The organism is Pseudomonas sp. PDM16, from assembly GCF_014851865.1.
In the GTDB taxonomy this organism is placed as follows: Bacteria; Pseudomonadota; Gammaproteobacteria; order Pseudomonadales; family Pseudomonadaceae; genus Aquipseudomonas.
Genome location: NZ_JACVAM010000007.1, coordinates 86,891 through 105,923, shown reverse-complemented (window position 1 = coordinate 105,923; position 19,033 = coordinate 86,891). Strand labels below are relative to the sequence as shown.

Genomic DNA, 19,033 nt, shown 5'->3' with positions numbered 1-19,033 from the left:
ATACCCGGCTTTTTCTTGTCTGGCACCCTACGAGGCGGTCAACACCCGGTGCTCGTCCTCGGCCAACTGGTCGGTCAGACCGCTGACGAAATCCAGCAGCAGACGCGCGCGGTAGTAAAACTCCCACAGCGCGGCGTCCTTGCCTTCGCGCCCGTCCACTGCCACCTGATACGCGGCCAGCAGGTGGGTGGGAAGGCGCCGCGCCAGCATGCGCAGGCCGGCGCGGCCCTTGCCGTCCAGCACGGCAGAGAACGCCTCGCCACTCAGGCCGAGTAGCGCACCGTAGCCATCCAGCAAACCCTGCAGGATGCGCAGGCCGCGCAGGTGCAGTGTTTCCACTTCAGGGTGGCAGTACACGTGCCGGGCGCCGACGGTCTTGAAGGTCTGCACCACCGCGCAAGCCGGGCTGTCGTCCTCCAGCAGGGCACGATCGAGAGTACCCGCGTACACCGCGTCGATATGCTCGACGAACTGGGCGGCAGCATGCTGCACCAGCGGGTGAATCAGGTTGACGCGCAGGCGGATGAAGAACTTGCCGACCTTGTCCACCGGCTCGCGCTCGGCGGCATCGCGGGCGTCGTCGAGCAGCTCGGCGAAGCTGCGGCCTTGCTCGTCGATCACGCAGTCCAGCGGGAAGAACTCGGCAAAGGTCTCGCGCAGCAGCTCGTTCAGTCGCTTGAGGTCGAGCATCCGCTTGACCACGGCATCTTCAAGATCGGCCAGGCAGTAGGAAATGTCGTCCGCCGCCTCCATCACGTAGACCAGCGGGTGACGCGTACCGGGCGCCATGCCAAGCACCTGCCACAGCTCGGCGACGAAGCCCTCCTCGCTCAGATAGAAGCCGGGCTTCTTGGCCAGATAGCCGTTCTGCATGCCCTTGGCCGGGCGCGGCTGGTAGGCCGCGCGCACATACTTGAGCATGCACGCCGTCTGGCTGTAGGTGAGGTTCATGTCGTGCAGGCGATGCACCAGCCGAATGGCCTGGGCATTGCCCTCGAAGGTCATCAGGTCGGCCAGCATGCGCTGACGCAGTTCGGTGTCGCCAGGAATCGGCACCGCAGCGGTGAACAACGCATCCAGGTGGCGAGCGCACCAGTCGCCGATGGCGAATTCACCGAAATGGCCGAACGGCGGGTTGCCGATATCGTGGGTCAGGCAGGCCATTTCCACCAGGGTTTCCAACTCCCGTCCCAAGCCGCCCAGGCCATAATCGGCAGCCCTCGGACCGAGTTTGTGGAACAGCGTACGCACGATGTGCCGGCCGACCTGCTGCACTTCCAGCGAGTGGGTCAGGCGGCTGCGTACCGCGGCATTTCGCTCCAGCGGAAAAACCTGGGTCTTCTGCTGCAGGCGACGTACCGCCGCAGAGTTGACGATGCGCCCGCGGTCGCTCTCCAGCCGCTCGCCCAGTTCGAACAGCCAGGCGGCATCGCCGGGCTCGGGCACCGTGCCGTTTTCACGGGCACGGCGCTGGGAAATCTTCGCCTTGAAATCCAACGGTCTCGCTCCTTGCCGATCAGGCCGCAGCCTACCGCGCCGGCGAGCGCTTCGGCTAGGCGGTTTGCGTACCCTGCAGGCGCTGCCAGAGCTTGCCGCCGAACACGTTGACCAGCAGGCCGAGCATTACCAGCCCGGCCCCCGCCCACTGCAACGTGCTGAGGCGTTCGCCCAGCAGCACCGCCGAACTGCTCAGCCCGACCACCGGCACCAGCAGTGAGAACGGCGCCACCTGCCCGGCCGGGTAGCGCGACAGCAGGCGGCTCCACAGGCCATAACCCAGCAGCGTGGCGACCAGCGCCAGGTACAACAGGGCCAGCACCGAACTCATGCCGATGTTGAGCAGTGCGTGTTCGATTCGCTGCGGCCCTTCCAGCCATAGCGACAGAAGGAAGAACGGGATCGGCGGGATCAGGCTGCCCCAGATCACCAGGCCCATCAGGTTGACCTTGCCGAACTTGCGCGTGAGCACGTTGCCCATCGCCCACATCGAGGCGGCAATCAGGGTCAGTACGATGCCCAGCAGCGTGGTCGAGTGGCCGGTCTGCAGGCCGATCAACAGCAGGCCGCCACCGGCGATCAACAGGCCGAGCAGGCTGGCACCACGCATGCGCTCACCGAGGAACAGCGCGGCGAAGGCCAGGGTGAAGAAGGCCTGCGACTGCAGCACCAGCGAGGCGAGGCCGGCCGGCATGCCGTTGGCCATGGCCTGAAAGAGGAACACGAACTGGCCGAGGGAGATGGTCGCACCGTAGGCGATTAGCCAGCGCCACGGCAGGTTGGGCCGGCGCACGAAGAACACCGGCAGCGCTGCCAGCACGAAACGCAGGGCGCCGAGCAGCATCGGCGGCAGGCCGTCGAGACCAACGCGGATGACCACGAAGTTGAGGCCCCAGGCGACGATCACCACCAGTGCCAACAACAGATCCTTGGGCGCCATGAAACCACTCCGCAACAACGATGAAGGCCTGTGATTAAAGCGCGGCCAACCCTGACCACGGGCATACAGCTGCGGACAACAGTAGCCGTACAGTGCCATTGCCGGGTTATCCTGCCCTCCCCCTATTACCGTTGCCGCCATGAATCCCGAAGACCTCCTCCTGCTGGTCACCCGCACCATGCCCTTCGGCAAGTATCAGGGCCGCCTGATTGCCGACCTGCCGGGCAACTACCTCAACTGGTTCGCCCGTGAAGGCTTCCCCAAGGGCGAGATCGGCCGCCTGCTGGCACTGATGCAGGAGATCGACCACAACGGTCTCAAGCCATTGCTGGAGCCACTGCGCCAGGGCAAGCGCTAATACTCCAGCATTTGCACCGGCTATATGCACCACATCCACTGGTCACCTCGTTTAGGGTACGGACTCGTCCACACCACCCTTGAGGAAACGCCATGCATCCCTATTTCAGCCTGCAGGGCCGCACCGCTCTGGTCACCGGCGGCAGCCGCGGCATTGGCCGGATGATTGCCCAAGGCCTGCTCGAAGCCGGCGCTCGGGTATTCATCTGTGCGCGTGATGGCGCCGCCTGTATCCAGGCGGCCGAGGAGTTGTCGGTACACGGCGAATGCATCGGCCTGGCTGCCGACCTTTCCGGCGAGGAAGGTGCCCGCGCCCTGGCCGAAGTACTGAGCAGCCGCGTCGAGCAGCTCGACATCCTGGTCAACAACGCGGGCACCACCTGGGGGGCACCGCTGGAGAGCTACCCGGCCAAGGGCTGGGAAAAAGTCATGCAGCTCAACGTCACCGCCGTGTTCAGCTGCATCCAGCAATTGCTGCCGCTACTGCGCAAAGCCGGCAATGCGCAAAGCCCCGCACGGGTGATCAACATCGGCTCGGTGGCCGGTATCAGCTCGTTCGGCGAACAGGCCTATGCCTACGGCCCGAGCAAGGCGGCGCTGCACCAACTGTCACGCATCCTGGCCAAGGAACTGGTCAGCGAGCACATCAATGTCAACGTGATCGCCCCCGGCCGCTTCCCGAGCAAGATGACCCGTCACATCGCAGGCAACGACGCGGCCATGGCCGAGGACGTAGCGCATATCCCGATGCGGCGCTGGGGCCGCGAGGAGGAAATGTCCGCCCTGGCCATCAGCCTGTGCAGCGCGGCGGGCGCCTACATGACCGGCACCATCATTCCCATCGACGGTGGTTTCAGCCTCTAGCCGTTTCTGCCCGGATGACAGCACGACCTTCGCCACCTCGCAGTCCAGGGTGGCGAAGGTGTTGACTGGCACCATCCCGCGGCTCGCTGGGGAGCCGCCCTCCCACGCGCCTCGGCATAGAGGACGCCGCCTGCTTTGCGCCGCTATCGACACCGCCGTGTCTCAGCCCATAACAAGAACCATGAACCTTACCGACGGACAGTCTCACTAATGCACAAGGGCCGGTGATCTGCCGGTCCTGCAGTGGGTTGTCCCGTCCAAGTAAGGATAAAAACATGATCACCACACCCGATATTGCTGCAACTGCCCTGGATGAATCCGCCCACACCTCTGGTGTTTCCTGGGCCGCGATATTCGCGGGCGCCATCGCCGCGGCAGCGTTGTCACTCATTCTGATCCTGCTCGGTTTCGGCCTTGGCTTCAGCGCGGTCTCGCCCTGGAGCAACGAAGGCATCAGCGCCGAAGGGCTGGGCATCTCCACGATCATCTGGCTGGCCCTGACCCAGATTATCGCGGCGGGCATGGGCGGCTACCTCGCCGGCCGCCTTCGTGTGAAATGGGCCACCCTGCATGGTGACGAGGTCTTTTTCCGCGACACCGCGCACGGCTTCCTCGCCTGGGCCGTGGCGACCCTGCTCACCGCCACCGTACTGGTTGGCTCGGTGAGTGGCATGATCGGCGCCGGCGTACAAGCCAGCGCGCAGGTCGCCTCTGGCGCGGCGCCAGCGGCGCTGGCCGGGGCCGAAAAGGAATACGGCTACTACATCGACGGCCTGTTTCGTGATGATCGCCCGGCGCCCAGCGCGGATGATGCCGCCCATGGCGTGGTCGCGCGCATTCTCGCGCGCAACCTGGAGAACGACGGCGAGCTCTCCCCGGCCGACCGCGCCTATCTTATCCAGCTGGTATCGCAACGCACCAACCTCTCGCCCACCGAGGCGCAGGCCCGTGTCGATGAGATCTATGCCCAGGCCCGCGAGAGCGTGGTGCAAGCCAAGCAGGCCGCCGATGAAGCACGCAAGGCCGCCGCGCATGCCACCTTGTGGATGTTCGTTGCGCTATTGATCGGTGCCTTCGTCGGCAGCTTCGCCGCAACCCTCGGTGGTCGCAGCCGTGACGCCGTTGTGCTCGTGGTCAGCGACTACCGCAACCGCACCACTACCGCCCCGCTTAACTGATAACAAGGAGAACGGACATGCGTTCACTTCTGCTGTGGTTCCTCGGTGTACCGATCCCGCTGATCATCCTGATCGCACTGCTGACCTGATCGTCCACCAGAAAAAAGGCCGCCTCCCTCAATCGGGAGGCGGCCTTTTTCATGCCTAGCGCTACACCTTGCGGCGCTGCAACTCACTCGTCCTGGGCCGCCTTCAGCGCCTCGTAGGCCGGAGCAGCATAGATGCCGACGTCAACCGCCAGCTCCAGCACCCGGGGCAGATCGCTGGTGTAGACGAGTACGCACTGCAGCTCGTCGTCCAGCGGCTCGCTGAGGTCCACCAGCACATAGCCGCCCTTCTCCTTGTACAGCGCCGAGAGCTGCACCTGGATGCGGTTCAGCGCCTTGAGCGGCTCGACCTTCTGCAGCTGCTTGGGCCTGATGTTGAAGCTCACCTGCGGGCCGAAGGAGTCGATGATCTGCTGCAGCAGGTCCTCGTAGCTGTCGGCCTGGAACAGCACGGTCTCCGGCAGGCTGCCGATCACCACCCACTCGCCCAGCGGAATGGGGAAATCGTCGTCGTAGTTGATGTCCGGATTGGCGGCGAGGAAGGCCTGCGGGTCGGCGTAGGCCTGGGCGGCCTCGTCGGCGATGCGGGCGATCTCCTCGTCGGTCATGCAGCCGGAGCTGATCAGGGTGATGAGTTCGAGGAGCTGGGCTTGCATCGGGCGGTCCTGCAGAGGGTTCGGGGCGCACAGGATAGCGCGTCACGGCGCGTGCTTCACCGCCAACGGGGTGAACTGCACTTCGCCTTTCAGTCGTGGCGCACGTTCAGCTGCGTGAACTGCACCTCGCCCACATCGTCGTCGCCGTCCTCATCGTCGTCCTGCACGTAGGCGCCGGCCTTGAAGTAGAACGGCACGTCGCGCCAGGCCGGGTCCTCCTTGTAGAAGTCGTGCTGGATGCGCTCGCCGTTGACCTCCACCGTCAGCACGCCGTCGTGCACCTCGATGGCGTAGGAGAACAGATCGTTGCCCACCGGCGTGGCGAACACATGGCTGACGTCCTGGTTGCTGCCCTTGGGATGGCGCTTGATCAGCGACTTGAGCTTGCCCTTTTCCCACTGCAGCTTGATCAGCGGGCGGGCATCGAAACCGTGGATCTGCCCGACGATGATCTTCTGCGTGCTCGGCGCGCGCAGCACCCGGGCGCTGGCCTTGAGCTGGTGGAAGCCGGCGCCGGTCCAGTTGCGATTGTCATCGGCCGGGTCAAGCAGCTCGCGCAACTCGGCGCGCGGGTACTCGGAGTTCTTGGTGCTGCCAGCGCCGGCCGGGGCCATGAAGACCATGGCGCCGTTGTCGGCCAGGTGGAAGTAGCGCGAGGCGTAGCCGCCCTTCAGCTCGTCGCTGCGCACCTCGCTGGCCTCGTCGTCGGGCAGGGTCAGCTTCCAGTGCGTCAGGTCATAGTTGCTGGCAGGCGACTGGTAGTCGCCCGGCTCGTCGTGGCTGCAACCAGCAACCAGTAACAGGCCGGCCAGACAAAGCAGTGATCGATGCATTGGCTCGCTCCCAATGGCTATTCATGCGCCCCATACGGACTCTGTGCAGACAGCACGATCAGTGTCCGGGTTTCACATGACAGACGATCTCCCGGCATAGCGCCTGGATCACCACCTTACCGCTGCCGCAGCGCTCGGCCATCGTTCATCTAGCCAGGCAAGTGCCAGTTTCTGGGCGAGAGGCCGCTAACGGCCGATTCTGTTGAAAAAGTCGGTTTCTGAGATAGCAGCTTTTCGGTAGCTAAGAAATCGCCCGATTTCGGCGTTGCTACGTAAAATCCAAGACAGCTCCGTCTTCTGAACGAACCAGATTTCAACGTCGCTAACGCTCTTTCATTAGCGAAAAAACCGACAGGACTTTTTCAACAGAATCGACCGGAAGCAGACGCTTGTAGCAGGCTGCTATCGATCAATAGCTCCTTCATCACACGAGAATGCGAACGCCTTAGGAGATCGGCCTCTGCTGTAGGCCGAGAGACACCTAGTGCACGACATCACGAATAGGCCGGTTCAGCTCACCGATCTTTTCCAACCGCGCCCGCACGATGTTGCGGCTGATTCCAAGTAAGCGGCCGGTCTGCAGCTGGTTGCCTTGGCAGAAGTGGTAGGCAGTACGGAAAACAGTCTCCTCGATGTGTTCGTAGAGATCGGGCAGATTCTTCTCGAACAGTGCATACAAGGCCGCTTCCAAGCTCGTATTCGAAACGCCTGTAACAGGTGCAGATGGCGGCACCTGACGCTCTACCGCCGGACGGAGGTCTACCAGCTGCAGATCATTCGGCTGCACTTGCTGATTGCGGCACACCAGCAGCGCATGGTGGATGGCGTTTTCCAGCTCCCGGATGTTCCCCGGCCAGCTGTGCAACAACATCTTCCGCTCGGCCTCTGGGCTCAGCGAAGCAGGTTGATACCCCAAGCGCTGGCAGTGCTCGCGCAGGAAGAACTCGGCCAGCGGCAGGATATCGCCTGGTCGCTCACGCAGCGGCGGCAGGCGGATGGTCGCCACGTGCAGGCGGTAGAACAGATCCTCACGAAAGTGCCCCGCCACCACCGCATCCGCCAGATTGACGTTGGTCGCCGCGACCAGCCGTACGTTGATCGGAATCGGGGTGCGCGAACCGAGCCGCACCACCTCGCGCTCCTGCAGAACGCGCAGCAGCTTGACCTGCATGTTCAACGGCAGATCGCCGATCTCGTCGAGGAACAAGGTGCCGCCGTTGGCGGCCTCGAACCAGCCAGCCTTGCTGGTGGCGGCGCCGGTGAACGCGCCCTTCTCGTGGCCGAACAGCTCGCTTTCCACCAGCGTCTCCGGGAAGGCTCCGCAGTTCACTGCCACGAACGGCGCCTTGCCGCGCCGGCTCAGGTGATGAATGTGGCGGGCGACCAGCTCCTTGCCGGTACCGGTCTCACCGATGATGAGTGCGTTGGCCTCGCTAGGTGCCAGGCGCTCGATGCGGTTCAGCAACTCCTGCGAACGGGGGTCCTTGAACACCAGCACGGTGGCGCGAACCGACTTGGTCAGTTCCCGAGCCTGGGGATGAGTGAGCAGCGACATGGCGGCGAGTCCATTGATGGCCAGAGGTGCCGATAGTGCAGGATTTCATTTATGCATAAATAATCATAAATATTCATTTGATTATTCTTTTATTGAATATGAAGCCAATTGCTGCTGGGGCAGCAACCCAGCAGCAGTGGTTGCTGGCCAGGCAGTAGGAAAAAACCGCTTCCGCGAGCCCTAAAATCAAAAATAAATCCTTATTAATCAACAAATTAAAACCAATAAACACATCTAGGTACGGTTGTTGCGATAGGGGCAATGCGGCTTACACACGCCGCCGGATGCCTAGCCACCACCGACAAAAGAGCATGGGCACCGCCAACACCTGATCGCCCGGGATCGCCATTGCGATCCTGGGAACAAGCCAGTCATTGGGGGCAACATGTTCAAGCGCACCACTCTTTCCACTGCCATCGCCTGGGCCCTGGGGGGCCTGGCCGGCATTCACCTGGTCGCGGCACATGCCGCCGAGACCACGCAACAGGCACAAACGCCTGCCGAGCAGCAGGCCGACAGCGCACCGACGCTGGCCAAGGTCACCGTTACCGCGCAGAAGCGCGAGGAGACCGTGCAGGAGGTGCCCTCCTCCATTTCCGTACTCAATGGCGACAAGGTGCGTGACACCTCGTTGCAGTCGGCCAACGAAGTCACCCGCTTCATTCCCAACGCCTCGGCCGGCACCTCCGAAGGCCACGGCCGCCCGCGCTGGTGGATCCGCGGTCTGGGTACTGGCGACCAGGGTGCCAACACCGTCAGCCCGGTGGGTATCTACGTCGACGACGTATACATCGCCAACATCAGCGCCAGCGGCTTCCCGCTGTTCGACCAGGAGCGGGTGGAAGTCCTGCGTGGCCCGCAAGGCACGCTGTGGGGCAAGAACACCACGGCCGGCGCGATCAACTTCATCTCGCGCAAGCCCACCTTCGATCAGTCCGGGTACTTCAAGGTCGGCGTCGGCGACTACGCCGATCGTGTGGTGGAGGGCGCGGTCAGCGATGCGCTGGTCGATGATCGCCTGGCCGCGCGCCTGTCGCTGCGCCATCAGGGCCGTGACGGCTACAACGAGAACCTTGCCGACAACGACGACAAAGGCGCACTGGAAGACGATGCCGCTCGCCTGCAGTTCCTAGCGCGCATCAACGACGACCTGGAAGCCAACCTGAACCTGCACGCACGCAGTTACCACGACACCGGAGGCTACAGCACCGTCAGCTACGGCACCCGTCCCAATGGCACCAACCAGTTCGGCTACTCGATCGACCCGAAGAAGGGCGAGGTCAACTACAACGCCGACTACAAGGTGAACATCGACCAGGCCGGCGCTAACCTCAACCTGGTCTGGCAGCTGGGTAGACTGGAGCTCACCTCCATCACCGCCTTCGAACACTTCGAACGCGAAGGTCTGAGCGACAGCGACAACACGCCGTTTGAACTGCAACGCGGCTACAGCTACGCCGACAGCAAGCAGTGGTCGCAGGAATTCCGCCTCGCTTCGCCGCGTGAAGACCGCCTGAACTGGGTCCTGGGCTTCCACTACTTCGACGAAGACCTCAACTCGGAAAGCGCCAACGGCTCGCTGAGCAACCTCTACATACCGCGCTTCTACAACAACACCACCTTCAACCAGGGCACCGAGAGCTACGCCCTGTTCGGCAGCACGACCTACAACTTCACCGACGACTTCAACGTCACCGCCGGCCTGCGCTGGACCCGTGAGACCAAGGACATCGATCTGCAGCGCCTGCAGAACCAGGGCCAGGCCGGCTTCAACAACGAGGACTGGTGGCACCTCGGCAGCGTCAGCACGCCGCTGGTGGTCAACGCCGTGCAGGACGAGAGCAATACCTGGAGCGACTGGACCTACGACCTGACGCCCGAGTACCGCCTCTCCGACAATGCCCGGGTGTACTTCCGCTACGCCTATGGCTTCCGCTCCGGTGGCTACAACACCGGGGTCACCAGCCAAGCCACCGTCGCGACGGTCGATCCGGAATACCTGACCTCCTACGAGCTAGGCCTGAAGTCCGAGTGGTTCGACGGCCGCCTCAACGCCAACGCCGCGCTGTTCTACTACGACTACGAGGACATCCAGCTCAACATCGTGAACGCAGTGAACAACCAGACCGTCTCGCGTCTGGCCAACGGCGCACAGGGCGAAGCCTACGGTGCCGAGTTCGAGCTGGAAGCGATTCCGGTCGAGAACCTGCACATCAACTTCGCCCTCGGCCTGCTGCACACCGAGTTCACCGACTACACCTCGGGCAACGACGACTTCTCCGGCAACAAGTTCGTCCGTGCACCCAACGTTTCGGCCGTGCTCGGCGCCGACTATCGCATCCCGCTGAATGTCGGTGGCGCGATCATCCTCGGCACCGACTGGAACACCCGCAGCCGCCAGTACTTCTTCTCCAACGACCAGAGCGCCAGCATGCGCGCCGACGGCTACACCCTGGGCAACGCCCGGGTGACCTACGAGCTGCCGGGCGAGACCACCCGCGTCACCGCCTACGTCAACAACCTCACCGACAAGGAGTACCGCAACCACACCTTGCCAGGCGGCTTCCAGACCGCCGCGGTGATGTTCGGCGACCCGCGCACCGTTGGTGTTTCCGTGACCAGCGACTTCTGACCCACCCCGCCCGCGGCTTCGCGCCGCGGGCTCCCGCGAGGACATCGCCATGCAAGCATTCACCCTTACCCGCCTGCTGCGTCGCCTGACCCTGCTGCCAGCCGTCGTGCTGGCCAGCCAGGCCATCGCGGCGGAAGCGCCGCAGAGCGTGCGCATCGCCACCGTGGCCTACGCCAATGCCGGCAAGATCACCTTCAACGGCCCGGCCTACGTGATGGATCGCGACCAGTGGCTGCAACAGGAACTGGCCAAGCGCAACATCAAGCTGGAATGGGTTCCGGCCGCCACCGCCTCGGTGGGCACCTTCGTCAACGAGGAGTTCGCCAACAAGCGCATCGACTTCGCCTTCTACGGCGACCTGCCGTCGATCATCGCCAATGCCTCCGGCGTCTCCACCAAGCTGATCGCCCCCGGCGGCAGTGGCAACAATGTCTACCTGGTGGTACCCAGCGGCTCCAGCGTCACCTCGATCAAGGATCTGAAGGGCAAGCGCATCGCCCTGCACCGCGGCCGCCCATGGGAGCTGTCGTTCGCCAAGCTGCTGGAGGCCAATGGCCTCAGCTTCTCCGATTTCCGCATCTTCAACCTCAATCCTCAGGCCGGCGGCGCCGCGCTGAGCGCCGGGCGGGTGGATGCGTTCTTCACCCTCAGCGACGCCTTCCTGCTCGAAGACAAGCAGGTCGGCAAGATCGTCTGGTCCAGCAAACAGGCGCCACGCGATTGGAAGATGCGCGCCGAACTCTGGGGCGCCAGCGACTTCGTGGCCCAGCAACCGGAACTGACCCAACTGGTGGTCACCGCCTACCTGAAGGCCGCTCACTGGACCGCCCAGGATGCCAACCGCGCGACCTATCAGGGCTACCTGTCGCAGTCCGGTCAGCCACTCAGCGTGTTGCAGCGCGAAGTCGAGGGCGAGTCCTGGGTCAGCCAGTTCACCCCGCTGTATGACCAGGCTCTGCGCCAGCACTACGCCGACGGCATCGCCTACAGCCAGAAGGCCAAGCTGATTCGCGGCGAGGTCGACGTCAACGCGCTGCTCGAACCCAAGTTCGTCGCCCAAGGGCTGAAGGAACTGCAGCTGGAGAACTACTGGCAGGAAGACCAGGCCGACCTGGCCAGCCACCCTTAGGGAGAGCCCCATGAGCCTCGAATTCATCTGGGAGCTACCCAACTGGCGCGACTCACGCTACGCCGATGCCAGCCCCTACCTGCGTGGCGAGCGCGATGGCCAGGCCGCTTTCGGCCCTGGTATCAGCGACCCACGCGGCGAGCGTTTCAACTACCTCGACTACCTGCAGCAGATCGCCCGTGCCGCCGACCTCAGCGGCTTCGATGGCATCCGCATCGGTAACCATCCGGACGGCGACGAGCCTTGGATCATCGCTGGCTACGTCGCACGCAGCACTCGCCATCTGCGCCTGCTCACCGAGTTCGACGCGGCGCGCGGCTCGGCGGTGTATGCGGCGAAGAACGCGGTCAGCTACCAGCGCTTCAGCGGCGGGCGCTTCGCCTGGCAGATCAGCACCCCGGCCAATGCCGCCGCACGCAGACGCCAGGGCGACTTCGTCGCGAACGCCGACCTGCTACCACGCATCGAGGAATTCATCAGCGTCGCGCGCGGGGTCATCACCCAGGCCCCGTTCAGCTTCAAGGGCCGCTTCTTCGAGGTGCTCGATGGTGGTTTCCAGGGTCCGCTTTCAGGCCAGCGAGTGCCGCCCATCTACCTCGCCGGCGACGCTGCCGAGGCGCTGCAACTGTCCGCCCGCCAGGCCGACGTCCATGTGTTTTCCGCGCGGTCGCCCAGCGAACTGGCGCCGCTGCTCGACGAACTGAATCGCATCGCCCGCGCCCATGGCCGCGCCCCGCAGGCCGGCCTGCGTCTCGACCTGCTGGCCCGTGAGGATGCCGCGGAAGCCCTGGCCGATGCCCAACGCCTGGCCACCCAGGCAGGCCTGCCTGCACCTAGTGGCAGCGGCCTCTGGCAGCCAGGTGGCGGCAGCGTCGCGACCCTGGTCGGCAGCTACGCCGAGGTCGTCGAGTGGCTAGCCGAATACGCCGTAGCCGGCATCGGCAGCTTCCTGATTGGCGCCGCGCCGCACCTGGAGGAAGCCTACCGGGTCGGCGAGAACGTCCTGCCCGCCCTGCGCGCCCGCCTTGCCGGCGCCACCGCCCATACCGCCTGACGAGAACCCACAGCATGGCCATCGATGTCTTCTGGCGCCTGCCCACCCATGGCGAGCCCAGCACCCACCGCAACCGCGAGCCGTTTCGCGGCGACTGGTTCTTCGGCAACGGCAGCCCCAGCAGTAGCGGGCTGAGCACCCGTGACGACGGTTTCACCTATATCGACTATCTCGCCGAGATCGCCCGCGCCGCCGAGATATCCGGCTTCCAGGGCGGGCTGATCCCGTCCTTCCCGATGACCGACGAGCCCTGGGCCATCTCCGCCTTCCTGGCCCGCGAGACGCGCACCTTCCGCTTCATGATCGCCTTCCAGCCGGGCTTCCTGAACCCGCTGACCGCCGCGCGCATGACCGCCAGCCTGCAACGCGCCACCGGCGGCCGCGCGCTGTTCAACGTGATCACCGGTGGCGGCGGCCCAGCGCAACTGTGGTGGGGCGACAGCGCCGGCCACGATGCCCGTTATGACCGCACTAGCGAGTTCCTCGACGTGCTGCGCGGGGTGTGGAACGGCGGCCCGTTCAGCTACCAAGGCCGCTACTACCAGGTCGAGGATGGTGGCCTGGCGCTACCGCTGGCCCAGCAGGAATTTCCAGAGATCTACTTCTCCGGCTCTTCGGATGCGGCACTCGCTACTGCATCGAAACACGCCGAGTACTACCTGACCTGGCTCGAACCCTTCGCCCAGCTGCGCGAAAAGTTTGCCCGCGTACGCGAGCGCACCGAGGCCCTGGGGCGCAAGATCAAGTGTGCGGTACGCGTCGACATCATCGCCCGCGCCACCGAGGAAGAGGCCTGGCGCGAGGTACGCAAAGGCTTCGAGCGGCTGTCGCCCGCGGAACTGGCGCGCGCCGCGCAGCGCCCCGGTGGCGATTCGGTGGGGGCCAACCGGCAGGCCGGCAACCGCCCAGAGACCGTCAGCCGCTTCGACGACCTGATCCTCGAGCCGAACGTCTGGTCCGGCTTCAACCTGCTGCGCGGCGGGCAGACCAACGGCATTGTCGGCAGCTACCAGCAGGTGGCAGAACGCCTGGACGAACTGGTCCAGCTCGGTGCCGACGCCTTCATCCTGGCCAGCACACCGCACCTGGAGGAAGCCTACCGGGTCGGCGAAGAAGTCCTGCCGCTGTTGCGCGGCCACCGCTAGTTTTCATCGTGGCCGCCGGGCCCCGGCGCGCCGCCCAGTTCTAGGAGCCGCCATGCCCAATCCCTCGCCTCTCCCCAGCAAAACCGGTCTCGACAAGCTCTGGTTCACCCGCTGCCCGGTGCCGACTGCCACCGGCCTGGCCTACCGGCTCGGCTGGCTGCAGCAGGCCTTCGCCGACGACGGTATCGCCGTCGAGACCCTGCAGGACAACCCCGGCCTCGGCCAGCACCACTACGACCATCAGCTGCCAGAGCTGATTCGCGAGGGCGGCAACATCCTCGCCTTCGCCGCTCGCGCCCAAGGCGCGCCAACCCGCCTGATCGGCCTGACCTGGATCGACGAGTGGCAGGTGATCCTGGTGCGCCCCGAGTCCGGCATTCGCAGCGCCGCCGATCTCGCCGGCAAGCGCCTGGCGCTGCCACAGTGGATCGAGCATCCCCTGCCCAGCCACGCCCGCGGCTCCAGCATCGCCCGCGGCATGTCGCTACAGGGTTATCGCGGCGTATTGGCCAGCGCCGGGCTCGGCCTGCATGACGTCACCCTGGTGGAAGTGCCATCCGGGCATGGCAAGCGCGGGCAGAACGGGCCACGCCAGCTGTGGGCCGGCATCGAGCAGCTGGCCGCGGGTAGGGTCGATGCGGTTTATGTCAAAGGCGCCGCCGCGGTGGACGCAGCGCGCGCCGCCGGCGTCGTGGTCGGCATCGATCTGGATGCCCTGCCCTCTGCCCACTTGCGCACCAACAACGGCACGCCAAGGCCGATCACCGTGCACAAGAACCTGATCGACCAGCACTTCGACCTGCTGGTGCGCTTCCTCGCCGAGACCCTGCGCGCCGCCGACTGGGCCGCCAACAACCCCGACGCCGTGCACGCGGTCCTCGAAGGAGAGACCGCCGGTAGCGCCGCAGGAGTGGCCGCCGCCTATCGCAACGACTTCCACCGCAGCCTGCATCCGGACCTCTCCGCCGAGCGCCTGGCCCTGTTCGCTGAGCAGAAGCAGGCGCTCTGGCTGTATGGCTTCCTCGAACGTGACTTCGACCTGCACGACTGGGTCGACAACCGCCCCCTGGAGGCCGCCCTGGCCCTGCGCGAGCGCCAGCGACAGACCGGCCTCTGATTCACTCACCCGCACGAGACAGCGACATGAGCACACCCCGCCAGACCGAGTACGCCATTCATCCACAGTTCCTCGAACGCTGGTCTCCACGCGCCTTCACCGGCGAGGCGATCGCCGAGCAGGAGCTGTTCGCCCTCTTCGAGGCCGCGCGTTGGGCGCCCTCGGCCAACAACGCCCAACCCTGGCGTTTCGTCTATGCACTCAATGGCTCGCCCAGCTGGACGAGCCTGTTCGACCTGCTCGGCGAGTACAACCGGCGCTGGGCGGCCAAGGCTGCCGCGCTGGTTATCCTGATCTCGCGCACCCACCATCGCCGCCCCGGCGCCGATGAGGACAGCCTCCTACTCAGCCATTCCCTGGATAGCGGCGCGGCCTGGGCCAGCCTGGCCCTGCAGGCCCAGCACAGCGGCTGGAGCAGCCATGCCATCGGCGGCTTCGACCGCGAGCGGGCGCGTAGCGAGCTGGGCGTACCGGACGGCTACCAGGTCGAGCTGGCCATCGCCATCGGCCGCCGTGGCGATGCCGCCGAGCTTCCCGAGGACCTGCGTGCGCGCGAACAGCCGACCCAGCGCCAGCCATTGGCGAGCCTGGTGGCCGAGGGCCGCTTCAGCTTCGCTACCTCCTGAAAAGATCGAGCCCGAATGCGCAACGCATTCGGGCTCGTCACTTGCTCAGGCCGCCGCAGCGGCCTGCCATCTCCGATCAGGCCACTGCTTCGAGCAGCTTCTGCCCCTGGGCCCACAGGCCGGTCATCTTCCACTGTTGCTCCAGCACACCGGGGCCGAACTCCTTGGAGCCACCGAACAGTTCGGCGAGGCCCTGGAAGTAGGCGCCCTCTTCGATCAGCAGAATCAGCTTGGACGCCTGCAACACGCTCTCACCCCAGAAGGTCGCGCCACCATTGGCCTCGAGAATCGCCGGGGTGTGCGGGTTCTCCTCGATCTTCTCGACGATGAAGGCGTGTTCCGGCTGACGACGGTCGATGTAGATCGGCAGCTCGCGGGCCAGGGTCACACGCTGCGAGGCGGCGTAGCGGATCGGCAGCACCCGGTGGGCACTGGCCCAACCGCCGAGGTACGGCGTGTGCACATGGATCACCACGTTGACCTCGGGACGCTTCTGGAACACCCCGGCATAGCGCTGGCCGTTGCCACCCGCCTTGCGCCCGCTAAGCGGCGAGCTGCCATCGGCGGTCTCGTCCAGTACCACCTCGCCGCTGTAGCTGGCGACCACGGCGCGGATCTCCTGGTCATCGGCCCAAGGGCCCGGAGCATGCAGGGCGATCACCAGCTCGCTATCTGGCACTCGCACATAGGCCTGGTATGTGTTGGTGGCGGTCAACGTGCGGGTTTCCTTGAGCACGCGGAAGGCCTTGGCGAAATCCCGTTTGGCCTGTTTGAGCTGGCTGAGTTGTGTGGCGGTGAGGCTGGCAGTCATGGCTGAAGCTCCTGGAGAAGGATGATGGGGACCACGCCTCATCGGCGCGGCACTGAACCCTCTTCAGCAGAACTTGTGCCACAAGAAAAACTCTTTTTATTTCAATAAGTTGTGAAATTCACCAAACACCATCGGCCACTTCTGGACTGAATCTGCTGCAGTCCAAGCAGCCATTGCTGAGCAGGTGTTGCTGTATCAGCAATCACCTTACTAAAGCTCCATAAAAAACAGCTGAAGACCCCGCAATTACTGGCTTTCAGCCTTTCGGCACAGGCCTTGCTCAAGTCATTGCAACCCCGGTCGCAGCACGCGGCGGGCTTCCTCGACGCAGCCAATGGAACACTGCCATGAGCACCGAATTTTTCTGGCGTTTACCGCTGGGTAGCGATGGTCCCTACCTGGCCACCGACAAGAACAACCGCGGCGCCGCCGTGCACCGCCCGGGCAATATCGCTCCGGGGCGCCTGCCCAACGGCGAGCCGGATGGCTTCACCTATATCGACTACGTCGCTCAGGTCGCCAAGGCCGCCGAACTCGCCGGCTTCGAAGGAGCCCTGCTGCCGACCGGCCCCGAGCCGTGGATTGCCGCCGCCGCCCTGGCCCGCGAGACCCGCAGGATCAAGTTCCTGATCGCCTTCCAGGCCACCTGGACCCTGCCGGCCTACGCCGCGCAGCAGGCGGCGATCCTGCAGAACCTCAGCCGTGGCCGCCTGGAGTGGAACATCATCACCGGCGGCAACCCGGCCAGCCAGCGCGCCAACGGCGACTTCCTCGAGCACGACAAACGCTACCAGCGCACCGGCGAATTCCTCGACATCATCGATGGCCTGTGGAGCAACGAGCAGTTCAGCTACCAGGGCGACATCTACCAGTTGGAGAACGGCGCGCTGCCGCTCGGCCTGAAGCATGAGCGCAAGCCCGGCGTGTACTTCTCCGGCTTCTCCGATGCCGCCCTGGACGTGGCGGCGAAGCATGCCGACGTCTACCTGAACTGGGCCGAGCCGATCGACAAGCTCAAGCCGCACCTCGAACGCGTGCGCGAGCTGGCCGACAAGCAGGGCCGCAGTGTGCGCTTCGGCATCCGCATCGACCTGTTCGCCCGCGAGACCGAAGAGGCCGCCTGGAGCGAACTGCGCCGCCAGTACGAACGCATCGACGCGCGCACCAGCGCCGCCATCAAGCACTTCGCCACCGGCTCCGACTCGGTGGGTGCGGCGCGGCAGAACGCCTACCACCAGAACAGCGACCGCTTCGAAGACCTGGTCCTCGGCCCGAACCTCTGGGCCGGTTTCGGCAAGGCCAAGCCGGGACCGACCGTGGGCCTGGTCGGCAGCCACGAGAACATCGCCGAACGCCTCGCCGAATACCGCGACGCCGGTTTCTCGACCTTCATCCTGGCCGGCAATCCGCACCTCGAAGAAGCCCTGCGCATCGGCCAGGAAGTCCTGCCGCTGGTGCACGCCAAACCGGCACAGAGCCAAGCCCCCACCGCCGCGCTGCAAGCCAGCGCCTGACTGCAAGGAACCGCACCATGAGTCAACCACTCGATACCCTCTGGTACACCCGCTGCCCGGTACCGACCGGCCTCGGCATCGCCGTGCAGAAAGGCTGGCTGGAAGAAACTCTGGGCGCCCAGGGCACTGCCATCAAGTCGCTGCGCGAGTCGGCCAACCAGGCGGTGCGTGAATCGCACTTCGACCATACCCTGCAGAACTCGGTACGCCACGGCGGCAATATCCCGGCCATCTGGGCCCGTGCCAGTGGCCGCGACACCCGGGTGATCGGCCTGTCCTGGGCCGACGAGGTACAGCTGATCCTCAGCCTGCCGGACAGCGGCATCAAAACCGCCAAGGACCTCAAGGGGCGCAAGTTCGGCTTGCCGAACTGGGCCAACGCGCAGATCGACTTCACCCGCGCCCAGGCCATCCGTGGCCTGGAAAACGCCCTCAAGCTGGACGGTCTGGAGGTCAAGGACGTCGAGCTGGTCGACTACACCCACGGCGGCACCTTCAGTGACGAAGCGGCAGAGACGGTCAGCGGCACCTCCACCTTCGGCGGCCGCCGCCGTGGCGGGCAGAACGCCGAACTGGTCGGCCTGCTGCGTGGCGAAGTCGACGCGATCTTCCTCAAGGGCGCCCATGCCGCACAGCTGGCACAGCAATTCGGCCTGCACACGGTGATCGATACCGGCTCGCATCCGGAGCCGCTGATCCGCGCCAACAACGGCACTCCGCGCACCCTGAGCGTCGACTCCAACCTGCTGGAGCAGCACTACGATGCCGCGGTCGGCATTCTCGGCTCGGTGCTGCGCGCCGAGGAATGGGCCTGGACCCACCCCGACGACACCCGCCGCTACCTGGCCCGCGAAACCAACAGCAGCGAGTACTGGGTGACCCAGGCCTACGGCGAGGACGCTCACCAGCGCCTGCGTACCAACCTCGACGAGCGCTCGATCGTGGCCCTGCAGGACTTCACCGACTTCCTCCAGCGCTGGGCCTTCATCCCGCAGAGCTTCTCGGTCCAGGACTGGATCGACCCACGCCCTCTGGAAACCCTGCGCAGCGCAGTGGCACAGCGCGCCGGCTGAGTCGT

General features: G+C 65.0%; 17 protein-coding genes. 11 read left to right on the top strand and 6 right to left on the bottom strand.

Annotated features, from left to right (window positions below; translation table 11 throughout):
• Positions 1-27 precede the first annotated feature (27 nt).
• Entirely contained in the window at positions 28-1,497 is a 1,470-nt protein-coding gene (gene dgt, locus IB234_RS21180; protein ID WP_192321727.1) for a dGTPase, read from the bottom strand.
• A gap of 55 nt (positions 1,498-1,552) precedes the next feature.
• Positions 1,553-2,437, bottom strand: a complete 885-nt coding sequence (locus IB234_RS21175) for an EamA family transporter (RefSeq protein WP_192321725.1) — start codon at positions 2,435-2,437, stop codon at positions 1,553-1,555.
• A gap of 139 nt (positions 2,438-2,576) precedes the next feature.
• On the opposite strand from IB234_RS21175, the gene IB234_RS21170 reads away from it, so the two are divergent.
• The 3 genes from IB234_RS21170 (at position 2,577) to IB234_RS21160 (ending at position 4,836) form a co-directional block, all read left to right on the top strand.
• Entirely contained in the window at positions 2,577-2,795 is a 219-nt protein-coding gene (locus tag IB234_RS21170) for a DUF3820 family protein (RefSeq protein WP_137971305.1), read from the top strand.
• A gap of 92 nt (positions 2,796-2,887) precedes the next feature.
• Complete coding sequence (locus IB234_RS21165; RefSeq protein WP_192321723.1) at positions 2,888-3,658, top strand: SDR family oxidoreductase; 771 nt, start codon at positions 2,888-2,890, stop codon at positions 3,656-3,658.
• 275 nt (positions 3,659-3,933) lie between these two features.
• Complete coding sequence (locus IB234_RS21160; protein ID WP_192321721.1) at positions 3,934-4,836, top strand: hypothetical protein; 903 nt, start codon at positions 3,934-3,936, stop codon at positions 4,834-4,836.
• A gap of 172 nt (positions 4,837-5,008) precedes the next feature.
• Here the strand turns inward: IB234_RS21160 and IB234_RS21155 are convergent, their stop codons facing one another.
• From IB234_RS21155 to IB234_RS21145, 3 genes are all read right to left on the bottom strand, one after another.
• A complete protein-coding gene (locus IB234_RS21155; protein ID WP_192321719.1) occupies positions 5,009-5,539 on the bottom strand; it encodes a hypothetical protein in 531 nt (176 codons plus the stop codon).
• Positions 5,540-5,628: 89 nt separating this feature from the next.
• Positions 5,629-6,372, bottom strand: coding sequence for a polysaccharide lyase family 7 protein (locus IB234_RS21150; protein ID WP_192321716.1), 744 nt, complete (start codon positions 6,370-6,372; stop codon positions 5,629-5,631).
• Between the two features lie 481 nt (positions 6,373-6,853).
• Positions 6,854-7,927, bottom strand: coding sequence for a sigma-54 interaction domain-containing protein (locus IB234_RS21145; protein WP_192321714.1), 1,074 nt, complete (start codon positions 7,925-7,927; stop codon positions 6,854-6,856).
• A gap of 385 nt (positions 7,928-8,312) precedes the next feature.
• Between IB234_RS21145 and IB234_RS21140 the strand changes: the two genes are divergently transcribed.
• Genes IB234_RS21140 through IB234_RS21115 form a run of 6 tightly spaced genes read left to right on the top strand, consistent with a single transcriptional unit; the run spans position 8,313 to position 15,630 of the window.
• On the top strand, positions 8,313-10,559 hold the full coding sequence (locus IB234_RS21140) for a TonB-dependent receptor (protein ID WP_192321712.1): 2,247 nt from the start codon (positions 8,313-8,315) through the stop codon (positions 10,557-10,559).
• A gap of 49 nt (positions 10,560-10,608) precedes the next feature.
• Entirely contained in the window at positions 10,609-11,688 is a 1,080-nt protein-coding gene (locus tag IB234_RS21135; RefSeq protein ID WP_192321710.1) for an ABC transporter substrate-binding protein, read from the top strand.
• A gap of 10 nt (positions 11,689-11,698) precedes the next feature.
• The gene (locus IB234_RS21130; RefSeq protein WP_192321708.1) at positions 11,699-12,742 is read left to right on the top strand and encodes an LLM class flavin-dependent oxidoreductase; all 1,044 of its coding nucleotides are present in this window, start codon (positions 11,699-11,701) and stop codon (positions 12,740-12,742) included.
• Positions 12,743-12,756: 14 nt separating this feature from the next.
• The gene (locus IB234_RS21125) at positions 12,757-13,887 is read left to right on the top strand and encodes an LLM class flavin-dependent oxidoreductase (protein WP_192321706.1); all 1,131 of its coding nucleotides are present in this window, start codon (positions 12,757-12,759) and stop codon (positions 13,885-13,887) included.
• A gap of 52 nt (positions 13,888-13,939) precedes the next feature.
• On the top strand, positions 13,940-15,004 hold the full coding sequence (locus IB234_RS21120) for an ABC transporter substrate-binding protein (protein WP_192321704.1): 1,065 nt from the start codon (positions 13,940-13,942) through the stop codon (positions 15,002-15,004).
• Between the two features lie 26 nt (positions 15,005-15,030).
• The gene (locus IB234_RS21115; RefSeq protein WP_192321702.1) at positions 15,031-15,630 is read left to right on the top strand and encodes a nitroreductase family protein; all 600 of its coding nucleotides are present in this window, start codon (positions 15,031-15,033) and stop codon (positions 15,628-15,630) included.
• Positions 15,631-15,706: 76 nt separating this feature from the next.
• Here the strand turns inward: IB234_RS21115 and IB234_RS21110 are convergent, their stop codons facing one another.
• Positions 15,707-16,441, bottom strand: a complete 735-nt coding sequence (locus tag IB234_RS21110) for a class II aldolase/adducin family protein (RefSeq protein ID WP_192321700.1) — start codon at positions 16,439-16,441, stop codon at positions 15,707-15,709.
• Positions 16,442-16,788: 347 nt separating this feature from the next.
• Between IB234_RS21110 and IB234_RS21105 the strand changes: the two genes are divergently transcribed.
• Together IB234_RS21105 and IB234_RS21100 are read left to right on the top strand one after the other, a co-directional pair.
• Positions 16,789-17,955, top strand: coding sequence for an LLM class flavin-dependent oxidoreductase (locus IB234_RS21105; protein WP_137974288.1), 1,167 nt, complete (start codon positions 16,789-16,791; stop codon positions 17,953-17,955).
• 17 nt (positions 17,956-17,972) lie between these two features.
• Positions 17,973-19,028, top strand: a complete 1,056-nt coding sequence (locus IB234_RS21100) for an ABC transporter substrate-binding protein (RefSeq protein WP_192321697.1) — start codon at positions 17,973-17,975, stop codon at positions 19,026-19,028.
• Positions 19,029-19,033 lie beyond the last annotated feature (5 nt).

Bases quoted from the DNA above. Each gene is read 5' to 3' on its own strand.
- IB234_RS21130 (WP_192321708.1), top strand. From the start codon at position 11,699: ATGAGCCTCGAATTCATCTGGGAGCTACCCAACTGGCGCGACTCACGC.
- IB234_RS21105 (WP_137974288.1), top strand. From the start codon at position 16,789: ATGAGCACCGAATTTTTCTGGCGTTTACCGCTGGGTAGCGATGGTCCC.
- IB234_RS21100 (WP_192321697.1), top strand. From the start codon at position 17,973: ATGAGTCAACCACTCGATACCCTCTGGTACACCCGCTGCCCGGTACCG.
- IB234_RS21160 (WP_192321721.1), top strand. From the start codon at position 3,934: ATGATCACCACACCCGATATTGCTGCAACTGCCCTGGATGAATCCGCC.
- IB234_RS21150 (WP_192321716.1), bottom strand. From the start codon at position 6,372: ATGCATCGATCACTGCTTTGTCTGGCCGGCCTGTTACTGGTTGCTGGT.
- IB234_RS21120 (WP_192321704.1), top strand. From the start codon at position 13,940: ATGCCCAATCCCTCGCCTCTCCCCAGCAAAACCGGTCTCGACAAGCTC.
- IB234_RS21175 (WP_192321725.1), bottom strand. From the start codon at position 2,437: ATGGCGCCCAAGGATCTGTTGTTGGCACTGGTGGTGATCGTCGCCTGG.
- IB234_RS21155 (WP_192321719.1), bottom strand. From the start codon at position 5,539: ATGCAAGCCCAGCTCCTCGAACTCATCACCCTGATCAGCTCCGGCTGC.
- IB234_RS21115 (WP_192321702.1), top strand. From the start codon at position 15,031: ATGAGCACACCCCGCCAGACCGAGTACGCCATTCATCCACAGTTCCTC.
- IB234_RS21165 (WP_192321723.1), top strand. From the start codon at position 2,888: ATGCATCCCTATTTCAGCCTGCAGGGCCGCACCGCTCTGGTCACCGGC.
- IB234_RS21135 (WP_192321710.1), top strand. From the start codon at position 10,609: ATGCAAGCATTCACCCTTACCCGCCTGCTGCGTCGCCTGACCCTGCTG.
- IB234_RS21170 (WP_137971305.1), top strand. From the start codon at position 2,577: ATGAATCCCGAAGACCTCCTCCTGCTGGTCACCCGCACCATGCCCTTC.
- IB234_RS21140 (WP_192321712.1), top strand. From the start codon at position 8,313: ATGTTCAAGCGCACCACTCTTTCCACTGCCATCGCCTGGGCCCTGGGG.
- IB234_RS21145 (WP_192321714.1), bottom strand. From the start codon at position 7,927: ATGTCGCTGCTCACTCATCCCCAGGCTCGGGAACTGACCAAGTCGGTT.
- IB234_RS21125 (WP_192321706.1), top strand. From the start codon at position 12,757: ATGGCCATCGATGTCTTCTGGCGCCTGCCCACCCATGGCGAGCCCAGC.
- IB234_RS21110 (WP_192321700.1), bottom strand. From the start codon at position 16,441: ATGACTGCCAGCCTCACCGCCACACAACTCAGCCAGCTCAAACAGGCC.